Source organism: Pseudooceanicola sp., from assembly GCF_029213205.1.
In the GTDB taxonomy this organism is placed as follows: Bacteria; Pseudomonadota; Alphaproteobacteria; order Rhodobacterales; family Rhodobacteraceae; genus Pseudooceanicola.
The window spans coordinates 1-16,741 of record NZ_JARGNH010000039.1 but is presented as its reverse complement, the minus strand read 5'-3'; the positions used below and the strand labels follow the sequence as shown (position 1 = coordinate 16,741).

14 protein-coding genes and 2 pseudogenes are annotated in these 16,741 nt (G+C 64.6%); 9 read left to right on the top strand and 7 right to left on the bottom strand.

Features of this window, described 5'->3' with window-relative positions; genetic code table 11:
* Window positions 1-51: 51 nt before the first annotated feature.
* Both eda and edd read right to left on the bottom strand, forming a co-directional pair.
* The gene (gene eda / locus P1U48_RS17155) at window positions 52-693 is read right to left on the bottom strand and encodes a bifunctional 4-hydroxy-2-oxoglutarate aldolase/2-dehydro-3-deoxy-phosphogluconate aldolase (RefSeq protein WP_301070397.1); all 642 of its coding nucleotides are present in this window, start codon (window positions 691-693) and stop codon (window positions 52-54) included.
* Window positions 694-717: 24 nt separating this feature from the next.
* Window positions 718-2,520, bottom strand: a complete 1,803-nt coding sequence (gene edd / locus P1U48_RS17150; protein WP_301070395.1) for a phosphogluconate dehydratase — start codon at window positions 2,518-2,520, stop codon at window positions 718-720.
* Between the two features lie 344 nt (window positions 2,521-2,864).
* Here edd and P1U48_RS17145 point away from each other — a divergent pair, with 344 nt between their 5' ends.
* From P1U48_RS17145 to P1U48_RS17135, 3 genes are all read left to right on the top strand, one after another.
* On the top strand, window positions 2,865-4,073 hold the full coding sequence (locus P1U48_RS17145) for an RSP_2647 family RNA methyltransferase (RefSeq protein ID WP_301070393.1): 1,209 nt from the start codon (window positions 2,865-2,867) through the stop codon (window positions 4,071-4,073).
* On the top strand, window positions 4,070-4,615 hold the full coding sequence (locus tag P1U48_RS17140; protein WP_301070391.1) for an RSP_2648 family PIN domain-containing protein: 546 nt from the start codon (window positions 4,070-4,072) through the stop codon (window positions 4,613-4,615). The genes P1U48_RS17145 and P1U48_RS17140 overlap by 4 nt, the downstream gene beginning before the upstream one ends.
* A 126-nt stretch (window positions 4,616-4,741) precedes the next feature.
* A complete protein-coding gene (locus tag P1U48_RS17135; protein WP_301070399.1) occupies window positions 4,742-6,283 on the top strand; it encodes a trimethylamine methyltransferase family protein in 1,542 nt (513 codons plus the stop codon).
* 4 nt (window positions 6,284-6,287) lie between these two features.
* Here the strand turns inward: P1U48_RS17135 and P1U48_RS17130 are convergent, their stop codons facing one another.
* Window positions 6,288-6,605: a DUF6477 family protein gene (locus P1U48_RS17130; protein WP_301070389.1), complete on the bottom strand. Its 318-nt coding sequence runs from the start codon at window positions 6,603-6,605 to the stop codon at window positions 6,288-6,290.
* 284 nt (window positions 6,606-6,889) lie between these two features.
* Between P1U48_RS17130 and P1U48_RS17125 the strand changes: the two are divergent.
* Window positions 6,890-8,021, top strand: a pseudogene (locus P1U48_RS17125) (DUF6456 domain-containing protein).
* A gap of 3 nt (window positions 8,022-8,024) precedes the next feature.
* On the opposite strand, the gene P1U48_RS17120 reads toward P1U48_RS17125, so the two are convergent.
* Window positions 8,025-8,750 carry a VIT1/CCC1 transporter family protein gene (locus tag P1U48_RS17120; RefSeq protein WP_301070388.1) on the bottom strand — a complete coding sequence of 242 codons (726 nt, stop codon included), beginning with the start codon at window positions 8,748-8,750 and terminating at the stop codon, window positions 8,025-8,027.
* A gap of 169 nt (window positions 8,751-8,919) precedes the next feature.
* Here P1U48_RS17120 and P1U48_RS17115 point away from each other — a divergent pair, with 169 nt between their 5' ends.
* Both P1U48_RS17115 and lipA read left to right on the top strand, forming a co-directional pair.
* Complete coding sequence (locus P1U48_RS17115) at window positions 8,920-9,348, top strand: hypothetical protein (RefSeq protein ID WP_301070386.1); 429 nt, start codon at window positions 8,920-8,922, stop codon at window positions 9,346-9,348.
* A 127-nt stretch (window positions 9,349-9,475) separates the two neighbouring features.
* Window positions 9,476-10,429, top strand: a complete 954-nt coding sequence (gene lipA, locus P1U48_RS17110) for a lipoyl synthase (protein ID WP_301070384.1) — start codon at window positions 9,476-9,478, stop codon at window positions 10,427-10,429.
* 31 nt (window positions 10,430-10,460) lie between these two features.
* On the opposite strand, the gene P1U48_RS17105 is transcribed toward lipA, so the two are convergent.
* From P1U48_RS17105 to P1U48_RS17095, 3 genes are read right to left on the bottom strand one after another with little or no spacing between them, the layout of a single operon-like run.
* Window positions 10,461-11,036: a TIGR02281 family clan AA aspartic protease gene (locus P1U48_RS17105; protein WP_301070382.1), complete on the bottom strand. Its 576-nt coding sequence runs from the start codon at window positions 11,034-11,036 to the stop codon at window positions 10,461-10,463.
* A gap of 54 nt (window positions 11,037-11,090) precedes the next feature.
* On the bottom strand, window positions 11,091-11,708 hold the full coding sequence (locus P1U48_RS17100) for a MarC family protein (RefSeq protein WP_301070380.1): 618 nt from the start codon (window positions 11,706-11,708) through the stop codon (window positions 11,091-11,093).
* 48 nt (window positions 11,709-11,756) lie between these two features.
* The gene (locus P1U48_RS17095; RefSeq protein ID WP_301070379.1) at window positions 11,757-13,610 is read right to left on the bottom strand and encodes an ABC-F family ATP-binding cassette domain-containing protein; all 1,854 of its coding nucleotides are present in this window, start codon (window positions 13,608-13,610) and stop codon (window positions 11,757-11,759) included.
* A gap of 296 nt (window positions 13,611-13,906) precedes the next feature.
* Between P1U48_RS17095 and ndk the strand changes: the two genes are divergently transcribed.
* The 3 genes and pseudogenes from ndk to P1U48_RS17080 form a co-directional block, all read left to right on the top strand.
* Window positions 13,907-14,329 (top strand): nucleoside-diphosphate kinase, encoded by a 423-nt coding sequence (gene ndk, locus P1U48_RS17090; protein WP_301070378.1) that lies wholly within the window; start codon window positions 13,907-13,909, stop codon window positions 14,327-14,329.
* Window positions 14,330-14,725: 396 nt separating this feature from the next.
* Window positions 14,726-15,502, top strand: coding sequence for an enoyl-CoA hydratase-related protein (locus P1U48_RS17085; RefSeq protein ID WP_301070376.1), 777 nt, complete (start codon window positions 14,726-14,728; stop codon window positions 15,500-15,502).
* 307 nt (window positions 15,503-15,809) lie between these two features.
* Window positions 15,810-16,687, top strand: a pseudogene (locus P1U48_RS17080) (IS3 family transposase); the annotation flags it as partial.
* Between the last annotated feature and the right edge of the window lie 54 nt (window positions 16,688-16,741).

Sequence of the window (16,741 nt, the reverse complement as noted above, 5' to 3'; positions counted from 1 at the left end):
CAAAATCATGCGTGTGGGAATCCCCGCGATTCAGGTTTTTGGCGGGACGCTTTAACGGGCCAGGGCGGCGGCGCTGCGGGCGAGGGCGGTGATCGCCGCCCAGTCCTCGGCGGCGATCAGATCCTCGGGGCAGACCCAGGAGCCGCCGACGCAGAGCGTGTTGCTCAGGGCCAGGTAGTCGGGCGCATTGCCCGGGGTGACGCCGCCGGTGGGGCAAAAGCGGATCTGCGGGATCGGCGCGCCGATGGCTTTCAGCGCCTTGACGCCGCCCGCCGCCTCGGCGGGAAAGAATTTCTGCACCCGGTAGCCGCGTTCCAGCAACCGCATCGCTTCGCTTGCGGTGGCGGCACCGGGGAGGGTGGGCAGGTCGGCGGCCTCGACCGCGTCGAGCAACAGGTCGGTCGCACCGGGAGAGACGCCAAAGCGCGCCCCCGCCGCGACCGCGTCGCGCACATTCGCCGGGGTCAGCAGGGTGCCGACGCCGACATGGCCGCCGGGAACCTTGGCCATTTCGGCAATCGCGCCAAGGGCGGTGTCGCTGCGCAGGGTCACCTCAAGCACCGGTAAGCCACCGGCGATCAGCGCCGTGGCCAGCGGCCGGGCATGGGCCAGATTGTGCAGCGTGATCACCGGGATCACCGGGGCGAGGCGGCAGAGCGCCTCGGTCTTGTCGCTGGCGTCTTCTGGGGTCATGGCAGGGCTTTCTGGCTGGGCCGGTCAGACGACGTTCGAGGCACCGGTCGCGGCGGTTCCGGCATGGCGGCGGAAGCTTTCGAACAACTCGCGCCCGATGCCATGGGCATTGGCGGAAAGGTCGGGCTGCGCCGGGGCGCGGTCATCCAGCGCGGCGGCGGTAGAGAGGGTGCCGGCACTGGCGTCGACGCGCACGATGTCGCCGTCCCGCAGCCGCGCCAGCGGCCCGCCATCCAGCGCCTCGGGCGTGACATGCAACACCGAGGGCACCTTGCCCGAAGCGCCCGACAGCCGCCCGTCGGTGACCAGCGCCACCCGATAGCCGCGATCGAGCAGCACCGACAGCGTCGGCATCAGGTTGTGCAATTCCGGCATCCCATTGGCGCGCGGCCCCTGAAACCGGACCACAACCACCGTGTCCTGGTTGAGCTCACCGGCGCGAAACGCGGTCTTGACCGCCTCCTGATCGTGAAAGATCCGCACCGGCGCCTCGATCACATGCAGATCGGGATTGACCGCTGAAACCTTCATGATCCCATCGCCAAGCGTGCCGCGCAGCCGTTTCAACCCGCCGCTGGCCTGGAACGGATTGCTGGCCGGGCGCAGGATCTTGTCATTCAGGCTCTGCGACGCGCCGGGCCGGTAGCTGACCGCGCCGGCTTCGACAAAGGGTTCCTGAGTGTAGCGCCGCAGGCCATCGCCGGCCACGGTCTTGACCTCGTCATGCAAGAGCCCGGCGTCGAGCAATTCGCCGATCAGAAAGCCGAGCCCGCCGGCGGCATGGAAATGGTTCACATCCGCCAGCCCGTTAGGATAGACCTTGGCCATCTGCGGCGTCGCCTGGCTGATCTCGTCGAAATCCTCGGTCGCCAGGTGAATGCCCGCGGCGCGGGCCATGGCGGGCAGGTGCAGCACCAGATTGGTCGACCCACCGGTGGCCATCAGCCCGACGATGCCGTTCACAAAGGCACGCTCATCGAGGATCTCGCCCGCCGGAATATACTCATTGCCAAGCGCGGTGATCTCCAGCGCCCGCTGGGTGCCCGCCACCGTCAGCGCTTCGCGCAGCGGTGTGTTCGGGTTGACGAAACTGGCGCCGGGCAGGTGCAGCCCCATGAATTCCATCAGCATCTGGTTGGAATTGGCGGTGCCGTAAAAGGTGCAGGTGCCGGGGCCGTGGTAAGAGGCCATCTCGGCCGCCATCAATTCCTCGCGGCTGGCCTCGCCAGCGGCAAATTGTTGACGCACCTTGGATTTCTCGGCGTTCGGCAGGCCCGAGGGCATCGGCCCGGCGGGCAGGAACAGCGCCGGGACATGGCCAAAGGTGGCGGCGGCGATCACCAGCCCCGGCACGATCTTGTCACAGACCCCGAGGAACAGCGCCGCGTCATAGCAATTATGCGACAGGGCGATGCCGGCGGCCATGGCAATGACATCGCGGGAAAACAGCGACAGCTCCATCCCCGGTTCGCCCTGGGTGACGCCGTCGCACATTGCCGGAACCCCGCCCGCGACCTGCGCTGTGGCGCCCGCCGCGCGGGCCGCCTCACGGATCACTGCCGGAAAGGTTTCAAACGGCTGATGCGCCGACAGCATGTCATTATAGGCGGTGACGATGCCGATATTTGGCGCCCGTCCAGCGGCGAGGCTGGCCTTGTCGGCGCCCATCGCCGCATAGGCATGGGCCTGGCTGCCACAGGTCAGATGGGCGCGCACCGGCCCGGCCTCGCCAGCGCGGCGGATCCGGTCGAGATAGACCTCGCGCTGTGGACGAGAACGCTCACGGATCCGGTCGGTGACTGCGGCGATCGTGGCGTTGAGCGGCATGAGGCATCTCCTGTTCCTGGGGCCACCCTAGCAGCGGCCATTTGCGGGAACAATGTGGGTTGCGGCGGCATGCGGGGCCGAGCAGTCGATTTCAATAACATTGGATTTGTTGCTCGCAGATCAAGCCCTGCCGCGATTGTCGCCCAGGATGAACCGGGCATAGCCGGTGGCGGGCAGGGGCAGGATGACACTGAAACGCGCAGGACTTCCGAGCGCCGCAACGGGCCGGGGCCAGCGCATTGCAGCGGCGCTGATGCCCTGAACCGCCGGGCCGGGTCACCGGCACGGCGCGGGGCCGCAACAGCGCCCCTTTCCGGCCCAGTCAAACCCGGTTAGGAGAGGGCATGACCCAACCCTCCCTGCCGATCATCCGCATGAAACCGAAATCCAACGCCCGTGCCATCCGGTTCGGGGCGCCCTGGCTTTTCGACAACGAAGTGGTCACCGACCGCCGCACCCAGGCTTTGGCGCCGGGCAGCATCGCCGTCCTCGAGGACGCAGACCGCGCGCCGCTGGCGCTGGTCGGGGTCAATCCGAAATCGCGGATTTTCGCCCGGGTGCTGGACCGCGCTGATGCCAACCCGCCAGACCAACCCTGGTTCGCTGCCCGGATCGCCCGGGCGCTGGCGCTGCGCGAGGTGCTTTACGACGCGCCGTTCTACCGGCTGATCCATGCCGAGGCGGACGGGCTGCCCGGCGTGGTGATCGATCGTTTCGGCGACACCTGCGTGGTGCAACCCAATGCCGCCTGGGCCGAGCGGCTGCTGGATCCGCTGGTGGCGGCGCTGATCGAGGTCACCGGGGTTGCGCACGTGCTGAAAAGCGCCAGTGGCCGGGCAAGGGCGCTGGAGGGGCTCGACGATATTGACGCGGTTCTGGCCGGGTCGGCACCCGCCGCGCCGCTGCCGGTGCCAATGAATGGCGCCACCTATATGGCGGATCTGACCGGTGGCCAGAAAACCGGGCTGTTCTATGACCAGCGTCCGAACCAGGCCTTTGCCCAGCGGCTGGCGGCGGGGATCGGCAGTGGGGCGCGGGTGCTTGATCTGTTTTCCCATGTCGGCGGCTTTTCCCTGGCCTGTCTGGCGGGCGGTGCCGGCACGGCGCTGGCGGTGGACGGATCGCAACCGGCGCTGGACCTGGCGCGCGCCGGGGCCGACGCAAGTGGCGTTGCCGACCGGTTCGGCACGCGCAAGGGCGATGGATTCGAAGTGCTGTCGGCGCTGGCCGCCGAGGGCGAAAAATTTGACGTGGTGATCTGTGACCCGCCTGCCTTTGCCCCATCGAAACAAGCGCTTGAGGCTGGGCTCAGGGCCTATGAGCGGGTGGCACGGCTGGCCGCGCATCTGGTCGATGACGGCGGGTATCTGGGCCTCTGTTCCTGTTCCCATGCGGTCGATCTGACCCGGTTCCGTCAGGCCTGCCTGCGCGGCATCGGCCGGGCTGGGCGGCAAGGGCAGTTGATCCACACGGGTTTTGCCGGGCCGGATCATCCCTTGCATCCGCATCTGGCGGAATCGGGCTATCTCAAGGCGCTGTTCTTTCGGCTATGAGGGCGGTTCTTGACGCCTGTGTGCTCTATCCCACGGTGATGCGCGAAATGCTGCTGGGGGTGGCGGGGCAGGGGCTGTTCACCCCGCTCTGGTCGCCGCGGTTGCTTGAAGAATGGGCGCGGGCGGCGGCCAAGGCCGGGCCGCTGGTCGAGGCGCAGGCACGCGGTGAAATCGCCCTGACCCGCGCCGCCTGGCCGGAGGCCGAAATCATCCTGCCCGCCGAGGCCGAGCGCCGGTTCTGGCTGCCCGATCCGGCGGATGTCCATGTTCTGGCGGCGGCGGTGCGCGGCTCGGCCGATGCCATCGTCACCATGAACGCCCGCGATTTTCCGCGCAATATCCTGGCCGAAGAGGGGCTGTCGCGCGCCGATCCGGATAGCTTCCTGCTCGGCTTTCATGCCGCCTCGCCGGAATTGGTGGGCGCGGTCGCTGACAGGGTTCTGGCGACGGCGCAGCAGATGTCGGGTGAGGAATGGACGATCCGGAAATTGCTGCGCAAGGCGCGGCTGCCCCGGCTTGGCAAGGCGCTGGAACGCGGCTGATGTCGCTTTCCCGCCCGAAAGGACGCAATTGACTGCCGTCCGGCCCGTGCGACTCGCTATGACATGGAAAATGGTCGGGAATTGCCGGGGCAGGCCGTGCCGGATTCGGGACAAGTGGGGATCGCTATGGATGATGCAGGCGCGCGCAAACGGACCCGGGGCGGCGGCGGTGCGGCGCGGCGGGCGGAACGCACCAGCCTGCGGGTCGACACCGCACGCTTCATCACCCGCAATATCCCCAATCTCGAATTTCTGAACGACGAAGCGCTGGCGATCATCGAAGCCAATGCCGATCTGGTGCTGGAAGAGATCGGGGTGAATTTCGTCAACAACCCCGTCGCGCTGGACCGCTGGCGCGCCGCCGGGGCCGATGTTCGGGGCGACCGGGTGCGGTTGCCGCGCGGGCTGGCCCGCACACTCTGCGCGACGGCGCCGGCCACCTTTACCCAACATGCCCGCACCCCCGAGCGTTCGGTCGAGATTGGCGGGCGCAACCTGGTGCTGGCGCCGGTCTACGGCCCGCCCTTCGTGCGCGAGGGCACCACGCGCCGCTATGCGACGATGGCCGATTTCGAGAAATTCGTGAAGCTGGGCCAGATGTCGAAATGGCTGCACCATTCCGGCGGCACGGTTTGCGAACCCACCGATGTGCCGGTGAACAAGCGCCATTTCGACATGCTGATGGCGCATATGACCCTGTCTGACAAACCCTTTATGGGATCGGTCACCGAACCGTCGCGGGCCGTGGATTCGGTCGAGATGTGCAAGATCCTGTTCGGTGCGGATTTCGTCGATCAGAACGCGGTGATGACCTCACTGATCAACATCAACTCGCCGCTGACCTTTGACGACACGATGATGGGCGCGCTCGAGGTCTATGCCGCCAACAATCAGGCGACGATCATTTCGCCGTTCATTGTCGGCGGCGCAATGGCGCCGGTGTCGGTGATCGGCACCCTGACCCAGGTGTTGGCCGAGGTGATGGCCGGGGTCGCCTATTCGCAATTGGTGCGCCAGGGCGCGCCGGTGATCTTTGGTGCCTTTGTCACCTCGATCGACATGAATTCCGGGGCGCCAACCTTTGGCACGCCGGAGGCATCGCAGATCCTCTACGGTGCCGGGCAACTGGCGCGGCGGCTGGGCTTGCCGTTCCGCTCGGGTGGCGGGCTCTGCGGGTCGAAACTGCCGGATGCGCAGGCGGCGTACGAGACCGCCAACACCCTGAACGCGGCGCTTCTGGGCGGGGTCAATTTCATGCTGCACGCCTGCGGCTGGCTGGAGGGCGGGCTGGTCGCCTCGTTCGAGAAATTCGTGATCGACGCCGATCAGCTGGGCGCGTTGCACAAGCTGGCCGAAGGCGTGGCGCTGGACGAAAACGCCCAGGCGCTGGACGCGCTGCGCGAGGTCGGGCCGGGTGGGCATTTCCTGGGCTGTGCGCATACCCAGGCGAATTACAAAACCGCGTTCTGGCGCAGCGAAGTGTTCGATTACAAACCGTTTGAGACCTGGGACGAAGAAGGCGCCCGCGACACCCAGGCGCTGGCCGCTGCCCGGGTCGAGCGGCTGTTGGACAATTACCAGAAACCGCCGCTGGACCCGGCCATCGCCGAGGCGTTGCAGGCCTATGTCGCCCGCCGCAAGGCCGAGATGCCCGACGCGTTTCACTGAGCCTTCAAGCCTCGGCCCGACCGGCATCCGCGCCGGGCTGCCGCGACAGGGCCAGCAGTCGCGCCTCGCCGAGGATCGCGATCATCACCTCGACATGGGCGGTCACCGCATAGGCGGCGTCATCGGCGCGGCGATTGTCGTTATGCTGCGCCTCGATCTCCATCAATTGCTGCAGCGCCTCGCCCGAGCGCGGCAATCGGGCCAGGCCAAAGAACCGGCGCAGATGCCGGTCCCGGCGATAGTGGTCGGCGCCGATCCGGGCCGCGGTTATTAACACATTCGGGCGGCGCAGCGTGGCCAGTCGCGTCAGGATATCTTGCATAGTGATGCCTCACGATCTGTGGTGGTTCCCGTTTTGCGGGCTACCAATGATCGTTGCACAGCCTTGGCGGGTGTTGCGTCAGCGGCGGAGTGGCGCGCGATGCGCTTACAATTGTTTATGAATTGGTAACGATATTGGCCTCCACGATTAACCTTTAACCTTTGATCAACACATGCGGACCAACGTCTTGGCACCTCTTCGGGACGATACAAGCGGCCGGTCAACGGCCAGGGAAAAGATGAATGGCTGAGCCGGGAAAACCTACGGCGCAGCTGAGTCCCGGGATGGTTCCGTCCTGGGTGCCAGAAGCCGCAATTCGTTACCTCGCTCACACTGAGGACGGCCATTCGATCCGCGCTCTGGCGCGGCTTGGCGGCTGTCATGCCTCGACCGTTCTGCGTCAGATCCGGCGGGTCGAAAACCGGCGTGACGATGTTCTGGTGGACGAGGCATTGCGCGGTCTTGGTCGCCTGGTGGCGGAGACGGACGTTGACCCGAAACAGCAGGAGGCTGACACCATGACGATCCAGCATCAATTTGACACCGACATTCTGCCGGATGCCGCGACTCTGCGGCGCGAGGCGCGGCGGATTCTGCGGCGGATGTGTGAACCGGGCGCGGTTCTGGCCGTGGCCGTCGATATGGAAAAGGCGGTTGTGGTGCGCGATGCGCCGGGCGGGACCAGCGACGACCGGCTGGCGGTTCTGGATCGGGCGGTGGCCCAGGCGATGGCGCTGAAAGACTGGATCGCCTGCGCGGCGCCGGGACGGGTGTCGCGCTATACGATCACCAGCGCCGGGCGCAGTGCGCTGAACCGCCTGCTGGTGGCGACGCCTGCAGGGGCCGCGCCCGAGGCCGGTCTGGCCGAGGCGGCCAGCGGCTTTGTCCATATCGACGAGGCGCGGGGCGGGGCGCGGACCGCGCCAGGGCCAGACGGGGCCGGATGCGGATGAGGGCAAGGCTCAGCGCCGCAGCCGCTACAGCCCGCCGGACAGTCCGGTGGCGATGCTGGCGCGGCGGCGCCGCAGCGATGGCTCGCCATTCCTCGACGAGGCGATGGTCAGCGCGGCGACCCGGTTGGCCGAGGATTTCGAGCTGGCGCAGATGGGGCCACAGACCACCCAGAACTGGGACCGGTTTCTGACCAGCGGCACCAGCCCGGCGGTGTCAGGCGACACCGGCCCGCTGCGTGGTGGCGCTGCGGCGCGGGCGCGGGTGGCCGCGGCGCTGCGCGATCTCGGCCCCGGTTTGGGCGATGTCGCGCTGCGCTGCTGTTGTTATCAGCAAGGACTTGAAACCGCTGAGAAAAAGATGGGTTGGTCGGCCCGGTCCGGAAAGATCGTGCTGCGCATCGCGTTGCAACGGTTGCGGCTGCATTACGACCAGCAGGGACCGGAAGGTGGGTTGATCGGGTAGCGCTCAGCCGCCGACCACCCAGCCCACGAAAAACGCAACCCCGGCACAGACCGCGCCCACCAGCACGGTCTCGCCAACCGCGCGCAGCACCTTTTCCTCGGTTGCATTGCCGCGCAACAGCCCCAAGGCGGTCAGCGCGGCGAAGGTGGCAAACAGCGACCAGCGAAAGGTTGTCTCGGTCGGGTCCATCAGGAAATAGGGGATCAGCGGCACCGATCCGAACACCAGAAAGCTGCTGAAGGTGAACAGGCCATTGATCGCCGGATTTTCCTCGGCCGGGTCCTGCATGCCGAATTCATAGGTCATCATCAGATCGGCCATCATCTCGGGATGGCGCAGCAGGATATCGGTAACGGCATCGGCCTCACCCGGCGGCAGGCCGCGTTGGCAAAGGATGGTGAACAGCTCTTCGCGCTCCTGCTCGGGATTGTCGACGATTTCGCGCATCTCCATGGCGCGGCGGGAAAAATAGAGGTCGTGTTCGGAGCGCGCCGAGAGGAATTCACCCAGGCCCATCGACACCCCGTCGGCAAACAGGTTGGCCAGTCCGAACACCAGCACCGCCAGCCCGCCGATCTGCGCCACGCCCTCGGCGGCGGCCCCGGCAAAGCCGGCGACGATGGCAAAGGTGGTGACGATGCCGTCATTGCCGCCATAGACGATCTGGCGCAGGAATTCCTGCACCCGGCCCAGCGAATGCGCCTCACGCCGGTGGGCGTTCCAATCCATGCTCATACTCTGCCTCGCTGCGGTATCGCGAGAGCATACCCCGGTCCGAGCCGGGCGCAATGCACGTTTCGACCCTGGCTGTCGGCACCGCGACTCCGTCGCCATTGCCGCAATGGCCTAATCCGGCATAGGCTGGGGTATTGATCGCAATGATTTCAGGTTTCAGATGATGCGCATTCTTCTCGCCATGGCGATGATCGCCCTCACCGCGCCGCTGGCAACGGCCCAACAGGTCAATGTCGCCGGTCGCTGGTATTGCACGGTGAACGCTCGCTCGAACCAGCCCGATGGCAATTACGGCCTTGAGGCCGAGATCCAGGTGAGCCCGAATGGCACCCTGCAGGGCCGGGGCAATGTGTTCTTTCCCAACCTCAGGAATTCGGTTCAACCGTTTCAGGGGCCGGGCGACTGGACGATCCTGCCGCCGGAACCGGGGCTGAGCGCCCTGGTCAAGTTCCGGGTCCACACCAACACCCATGGCATCGTGGTCTGGTTTGCCCGCCCGACCGGGCCGGGGCAGATGTATAACCGGTTCACCCCGCCGCCGCAGAACGGCAGGCAGGTCGATATCGAAACCCAATGCGGCAAGACCGGTTGACGGGACCGGGCAGCGGACCGCTGCGACGGGCCAAGCCATGCGCGGCAAGCATTGCGGTTGCGTGTGATTTTCCGCTGACCCGCCCTTCGTCCTGTGCTAGACGGCGGAAAACAGTGGAATTGATGTCATGCGTGATCTGAAAATCCCCGACCAGCGGCACCCGGAAAAGGCGCATCGCCCCGACAATGCCCAGCCGAAGAAACCGGATTGGATCCGGGTCAAGGCACCGACATCAAAGGGCTATTTCGAAACCCGCAAGATCATGCGTGACAACAAGCTGGTGACGGTCTGTGAAGAGGCCGGTTGCCCGAATGCCGGCGAATGCTGGGGGCAGGGCCACGCCACCATGATGATCATGGGCGATGTCTGCACCCGCGCCTGCAGCTTTTGCAACATCGCCACCGGCAAACCGCTGACCGAGCTTGACGCGTTCGAGCCGGGGCGGGTGGCGCTTGCGGTTGAAAAGCTGGGGCTGAAACATGTGGTGGTGACCTCGGTAGACCGCGATGACCTTACCGATGGTGGGGCCGCGCATTTCGCCCAGACGATCCGGGCGATCCGGCATCGCTCACCCGACACCACGATCGAGATTCTGACGCCGGACTTCCTCAAGTGCGCGCCAGACGTGCTTGAAACCGTGGTCGAAGCGCGCCCTGACGTGTTCAATCACAATCTGGAGACGGTGCCCGGCCTCTATCCCGAGGTCCGCCCCGGCGCGCGCTATTTCCATTCGCTGCGGCTGTTGCAACGGGTGAAAGAACTGGATCCGGCGATGTTCACCAAATCCGGCATCATGGTCGGCCTCGGCGAGGATCGGCAGGGCGTGTTGCAGGTGATGGACGACATGCGCGCCGCCGATATCGATTTCCTGACCATCGGCCAGTATCTGCAACCGACACCGAAACACCATGCGGTGGCCCGGTTCGTGCATCCGGATGAATTCAAGGCCTATGAACAGGCCGCCTATGGCAAGGGCTTCCTGATGGTCTCGGCCACGCCCTTGACCCGGTCGAGCTATCACGCAGGTGACGATTTTACCCGGCTGCGGCGGAACCGGATCGAGCGTCTGGGCCGCGCCTGATCGCGGTCCTGGTGCCGCCCCGCGCGCCTGCTCAGCGGGTCAACACCAGCGCCCCGTTCTCGATCTCGATCCGCGAGAAGTTTTGCAGATAGGACATCCCCAGAAGCGAAGCGGGCATCTTGCCTTCTGAGACGAAAGCCCTGAAATTCTTGTCGCTTACCGGGCCAAGTTCAATCGTTTTCAACCGCACCGGCGCGATCCGCACGGTTCCATTGGCGGTGGCGGCGCGACCAAAATAGGCCAGCCCGTCCAGGTCGATCCCCGCCGCGGCGGCATCGTCATGGCTCAGCACCAGATCGGTGGCGCCGGTGTCGACGATCATCCGGATCGCGGTGCCGTTGACGCTGACCGTCAGGTAATAATGGCCATCACGGGCGCGCGGCACCTCGATCACCCCTTGCTCGACACGTTGAAACGGCACCAGCGTATGGCGGATATCGCCCCAGAGCCCGATGGCCGCGACGACACCGACAAAGATCAGCACCCAGAGCGCCGCATGTTGCATCATCGTGCCGATCCGGCCGCGATAGCGCACGATGGCATAGCCGCCGATGGCGCAGGCCAGAATCCCGAGATAGGCCATTTGCCCGATTGCGTTCGTGTTCATCGTGTCACCCCCAGCTTAGGGATATAGGAAGGTTGGGGCGCGGTGACGAGGGGGTCAGCTGCCCAGGCCAAAGGCGCTGAGCCCGTCGAGGACGAATTGCACCGAGAGCGCGGCCAGCAGCATCCCCAGGATCCGGGTGACCACATTGATCCCGGTGCGCCCCAGCAGCCGCTCCAGCAGCGTCGCGGTCAGGAACAGCGCAAACACCAGCGCCAGAACCAATGCCGCAACCCCGATGATCGCCAGAGATCCGGTGACGCCCGTGGCCTGACCGGCCAGCAGAATGACGGTGGCAATGGCGCCCGGTCCCGCAATCAGCGGAATCGCCAGCGGAAACACCGAAGGATCGGGGCGGTCGTCCTCATCCGCCTGGCCTTCGCGCCGCTTGCTGCGGCGTTCAAACAGCATGTCGAGCGCGGTCAGAAACAGCAGGATGCCGCCGGCGATGCGAAAGGCCGACATCGAAATGCCGACAAAGCCCAGCACCGCCGCGCCGAAAAAGGTGAACAGCGCCAAGATCCCGAGCGCCACCAGACAGGCGCGCGCGGCGATGCCACGGCGGCGCGACTGGCTGTCGCCCTGGGTCAGTGCCGCGAACAGCGGGGTCATCCCGATCGGATCGATGATCACGAACAGGGTGACAAAGGCGGTGATGAGGAAGGCAATATCCATGGCTTAAGTAGGATCACGAAGCGCGATCAAAGAAAAGGGGGCGCCGGGCTAGGGGGTCTCGGCGGTTTCCAGCTTCTCAAGTGCGGCCATCCACAACGCCTCGGCCTTTTCCAGGGCGCCGCGCAATTCGGCGTATTTGCGGTTCCAGACCTCAAGCTCACCAGCCTTGCCGGCTTCATAGAGCGCCGGATCGGCCAACTTTTTCGACAGCTTGTCGCCCATCTCGTTCAGCTTGCTCACCCGTTCTTCGCATCTGCGCACCTCGCTGCGCCGCGCCAGGATGGTTTCGCGCGAGGCCCGTTTTGGTTTTTCTTTCGTCTTTTCAGGCTTCTCCGGCTTGCTGTTGGCCCCCAGCAGCATCTCGCGATATTCCTCCAGATCGCCGTCATAGGGCGCCACCCGGCCATCCTTGACCAGCCACAGCCGGTCCGCGACCAGGCTCAGCAGATGCATGTCGTGGCTGACCAGGATCACCGCACCGGAATAGGCGGTCAGCGCTTCGACCAGCGCTTCGCGACTTTCGATATCCAGGTGGTTGGTCGGTTCATCGAGGATCAGCAGATGCGGCGAGTCAATGGTGGCCAGCAGCAGCGACAGCCGCGCCTTTTGCCCACCCGACAGCCGCCCGACCTCGGTTTCCGCCTGTTCCGCCCCGAGGCCGAATCCGGCCAGCCGCGCCCGCAACCGGGCCTGCATTTCAGCCGGGCGCAGGCGCTGGATATGCTGCAACGGGGTTTCGTCGATATGCAGCTCGTCCACCTGATGCTGGGCGAAAAAGCCGATCCGCAACTTGTTGCTCCGCACCATCCGCCCCTCGGACAGCGGCAGCCGGTCCGACAGCATTTTGGACAGGGTCGATTTGCCCTCGCCATTGCGGCCCAGCAGGGCGATCCGGTCATCCTGGTCGATGCGCAGGTTCATCTTTTGCAGTACAATGGTCTCGCCGTAGCCGGTGGCGCCGTTTTCGACCGAGATGATCGGCGGCGACAGCTCTTCGGGCTCGGGGAAGGTAAAGACCGTGCGCGCCGCATCCTCGGGCAGGGTGATCTTTTCCATCTTGTCGAGCATCTTGACCCGCGACTGCGCCTGTTTGGCCTTGCTCGCCTTGGCCTTGAATCGGTCGACAAAGCTTTGCAGATGGGCGCGGCGGGCGTCCTGCTTTTTCGCCTGGGCGCTCAGCTGCGCGCGCTGTTCGGCACGTTGACGGGCAAATTGATCGTAAGGGCCGGCATAGAGGGTCAGCTTCTTGCCCTCCAGATGCAGGATGTGATCGACCGCGCGGTTCAACAACCCGCGGTCGTGGCTGATGATGATCACCGTATGCGGATAGCGCGCCAAGTAGCTTTCCAGCCACAGCGCACCCTCAAGGTCGAGGTAGTTTGTCGGTTCGTCCAGCAGCAGCAGGTCAGGGGCGGAAAACAGCACCGCCGCCAGCGCGACCCGCATCCGCCAACCGCCGGAAAACGCCGAACAGGGCATCCGCTGTTCGGTATCGGTAAAGCCGAGCCCTTTGAGAATCGCGCTGGCGCGGCCCTCGGCCGACCAGGCGTCGATATCGGCCAGCCGTGTCTGGATATCGGCGATCCGCGCCGGGTCGCTGGCGGTGTCGGCTTCGGCCAACAGCGCGGCGCGTTCGGTGTCTGCGGCCATCACCGTGTCGAGCAGCGACACCTCATTGCCGGGCACCTCTTGCGAGACACCGCCGATACGGGCGCGCGGCGGCAGGGTGATCTGACCGGTTTCCAGCACCAGATCGCCACGGATCAGGTGGAACAGCGTGGTCTTGCCCGCACCGTTGCGCCCGACGATGCCCACCTTGTGGCCGTCGGGGATGGTGGCAGAGGCATGGTCGATCAGGGTTCGCCCGGCGACCGCATAAGATATGTCGGATATACGCAGCATGGGCGGCGGGGTAACAGAGCGCGCGCGGCGACGCCATAGCCAGAATTGCGGCTCTTGCGGCATCTGGCCGAGGGCAGAGGGGGCTGTCTGCCCCCACCACGCCTGCGGCGTGCTCCCCCCGAGGATATTTGTGACCAGAGGAAGCCCGGGCGGCGGTGAACAGCGCAGACCGGCGGCGTTGAAGAGGGTGATACCGGCGGGCGGATACCGCTTTTCAAAACCGGGGGGTCGTGTTAGGCGGACGGCGGATTTTCACGGGGGCCGGATTGGCGCCCGTCATCGAAAAAGGGACCAACATGGCCATCGAACGCACGCTTTCCATCATCAAACCCGACGCCACCCGCCGCAACCTGACCGGCAAGATCAATGCCAAGTTCGAGGATGCCGGCCTGCGGATCGTGGCGCAGAAACGCATTCAGCTGACCCCGGCCCAGGCTGGCAAATTCTATGAGGTGCACAAGGATCGCCCGTTCTACGGCGAGCTGTGCGAGTTCATGGCGTCGGGCCCGGTGGTGGTGCAGGTGCTGCAAGGCGAAGGCGCGATTGCCAAGAATCGCGACGTGATGGGCGCCACCAACCCTGCCGATGCGGCAGCGGGCACGGTGCGCGCGGATTTCGCGGAATCGGTCGGCGAAAACTCGGTCCACGGATCGGACGCGCCGGACACCGCCGCGGCTGAAATCGCCTATTTCTTCTCGGGGCTTGAACTGGTCGGCTAAACGCCACCAAAGCGCCGGAAATTAGGGCCGTCCGCAATTTGCGGGCGGTCTTTTCATGCTGCGGGGCGCTCGGTAGGCGACCGGGCTGGCGCGTTCAGATCGACGCCCAGTCGCGAAACTGGATCGGTGGGTTCGGCTGCGGAGAGTCCTGCGCGGGTTCGGGGGCATTGGGTTTCGGGTTCTGCATCTGGTTACCTGTTTTTTTCATTTTGCTCGAATGGTCATAAAACCACGGCAATCGGGCGGGTTTGCGGCGATGTCTGGGGTCTTCCATGGCCGCCGTACCGCGGGTCGGGCCACCAACGCCACATCCGTAACCGGCGCTTGCCATGCCGGGTCGGCGAACTTAACGTCCGGCAAGCAAGTACATTTGGGACAATCGGAGGAGACCCGGCGATGACTTATGAATTCTGCAAAGTGGATCGGGATGGGCCGATCCTGATCGTCACCATGAACCGTCCCGAGGTCTATAACGCCTGCCATGCGCCGATGCATGTCGAGATGGCGCAGATCTGGGACGATTTCGCCGCTGATCACGACCTCTGGGTGGCGGTTCTGACCGGCGCCGGGGACAAGGCGTTTTCGGCCGGCAATGATCTGAAATACACCGCCAAAGGTGGCAAGGGTAATCCATCGCCAACCGGATTTGCCGGGCTGTCGATGCGCTTTGACCTAGAGAAACCGATTGTCGCCGCGGTGAACGGCTTTGCCATGGGCGGCGGCTTCGAAACGGCACTGTCCTGCGACATCATTCTTGCCGCCGACACCGCGAAATTCGCACTGCCCGAGGTTCGGGTCGGGCTGTTCGCAGGGGCGGGCGGGGTGCAGCGGCTCAGCCGTCAGATCGGGCGCAAACCGGCGGTCGAGATGATGCTGACAGGCCGGTCGGTCGGCGCGGCCGAGGGCCAGGCGCTGGGATTCGTGAATGAGGTGGTGCCGCAGGCGAAGCTGATGGAACGGGCGCTGGAAAAGGCGCGCGAGCTGACCACCGTGTCGCCGTCGTCGGTGCGCGCCACCAAACGGGTGCTGAACGCGATGGATGATCTCGAAAACCTGCGCTCCAGCCTCAATTTCAGCCGTCAGGTGTCGATGGACCTGCGCCAGACCGAGGATTTCCGCGAAGGCGTCACCGCCTTTGTCGAAAAGCGCAAACCACAGTGGAAAAACGGCTGAGCCACCACACGGGTGAGTGAATTATGCAGAATTGTCTGATCGCGGGTGCTTCGGCTCCCGCGATCAGGGCACTGACGGGTTTTGGGTAAAATGGCGCGCGCCGGTCGGCGGGGACTGACCCAAAGTCCGACAGGAAGGCATGTGGGCTAATATTTATTGGCGGCTCCATATCGTCATGGAGCGGCGGTGTTGGGCCGCAGCCTATGACTCGGCGTCTACTCTGCCAACGTGATGGGCCGGGCGATTGAGGTGCCCCTAGCTTTGTAGACGGTTTGCTTGGTAATTTTGCAACCAAGGGGAGACCGATATGAGCAAGGGAATTCGATTTACAGACGAGTTTAAGCAGGACGCTGTTGCGCAGGATGTTGAGCGTGGTTACGCGGTCAGTGAAGTGGCCGAGCGGTTAGGTGTCAGTAGTAAGTCGCTGTACACTTGGAAGGCGCAGTTTGCGAGGTCGCCAAGCGTCAGATCAGAGGTGGCGGATCAAGCTGCAGAGATCAAACGGTTGAAGCGTGAGTTGGCCCGCGTGACCGAGGAACGCACTATTCCAAAAAAAGACGACCGCATACTTCGCGCGCGAGTCTCAGTGAGGTATGCGTTTATAGAGGCTCACCGTGCGGAGTTTTTGGTGCGCTCGATGCGCCGCGTATTGATGGTTCATTTCAGTGGGGTCTATGCATGGCTTAAGGAACCGGTAAGCCAGCGTGCGCTTGAAGATGCACGTCAGACGGATCTGATCCAACAGGCGTGGACCGATAGCAGGCGTGGACCGATAGCGGTAAGGTCTATGGATATCGTAAGCTGACTGATGATCTGCGCGATGCTGGCGAGACCTGTTCCGAGAACCGTGTGGCACGTTTGGCCAGTCTTGCAGGCATCACGGGCCCAGATTGGTTACAAACGCCGCCCTGGTCGATATGGTGGAAAGCCTTCTGTTGTAGCTGACAACACCTTGGATCGCCAATTCGAAGTCGATGCGCCCGATACGATATGGGTGACGTACATCAAGACGCACGAGGGCTGGTCATATCTGGCCGTTGTGATTGATCTGTTCTCAAGGCGCGTGGTCGGATGGTCGATGCAGTCCGCATGACATCAGACCTGGCACTTCAAACGTTACTGAGTGCTGTTTGGCGGCGCAAACCAAAGCACAGAGTCATGATCCATTCCGATCAAGGCTCACAGGGTAATCCCCCCATTTTTAGCGGGGTGCCTTCGTAGAACTTACGCGGCCATTTT

Bases quoted from the DNA above. Each gene is read 5' to 3' on its own strand.
- eda (WP_301070397.1), bottom strand. From the start codon at position 693: ATGACCCCAGAAGACGCCAGCGACAAGACCGAGGCGCTCTGCCGCCTC.
- edd (WP_301070395.1), bottom strand. From the start codon at position 2,520: ATGCCGCTCAACGCCACGATCGCCGCAGTCACCGACCGGATCCGTGAG.
- P1U48_RS17145 (WP_301070393.1), top strand. From the start codon at position 2,865: ATGACCCAACCCTCCCTGCCGATCATCCGCATGAAACCGAAATCCAAC.
- P1U48_RS17140 (WP_301070391.1), top strand. From the start codon at position 4,070: ATGAGGGCGGTTCTTGACGCCTGTGTGCTCTATCCCACGGTGATGCGC.
- P1U48_RS17135 (WP_301070399.1), top strand. From the start codon at position 4,742: ATGGATGATGCAGGCGCGCGCAAACGGACCCGGGGCGGCGGCGGTGCG.
- P1U48_RS17130 (WP_301070389.1), bottom strand. From the start codon at position 6,605: ATGCAAGATATCCTGACGCGACTGGCCACGCTGCGCCGCCCGAATGTG.
- P1U48_RS17120 (WP_301070388.1), bottom strand. From the start codon at position 8,750: ATGGATTGGAACGCCCACCGGCGTGAGGCGCATTCGCTGGGCCGGGTG.
- P1U48_RS17115 (WP_301070386.1), top strand. From the start codon at position 8,920: ATGCGCATTCTTCTCGCCATGGCGATGATCGCCCTCACCGCGCCGCTG.
- lipA (WP_301070384.1), top strand. From the start codon at position 9,476: ATGCGTGATCTGAAAATCCCCGACCAGCGGCACCCGGAAAAGGCGCAT.
- P1U48_RS17105 (WP_301070382.1), bottom strand. From the start codon at position 11,036: ATGAACACGAACGCAATCGGGCAAATGGCCTATCTCGGGATTCTGGCC.
- P1U48_RS17100 (WP_301070380.1), bottom strand. From the start codon at position 11,708: ATGGATATTGCCTTCCTCATCACCGCCTTTGTCACCCTGTTCGTGATC.
- P1U48_RS17095 (WP_301070379.1), bottom strand. From the start codon at position 13,610: ATGCTGCGTATATCCGACATATCTTATGCGGTCGCCGGGCGAACCCTG.
- ndk (WP_301070378.1), top strand. From the start codon at position 13,907: ATGGCCATCGAACGCACGCTTTCCATCATCAAACCCGACGCCACCCGC.
- P1U48_RS17085 (WP_301070376.1), top strand. From the start codon at position 14,726: ATGACTTATGAATTCTGCAAAGTGGATCGGGATGGGCCGATCCTGATC.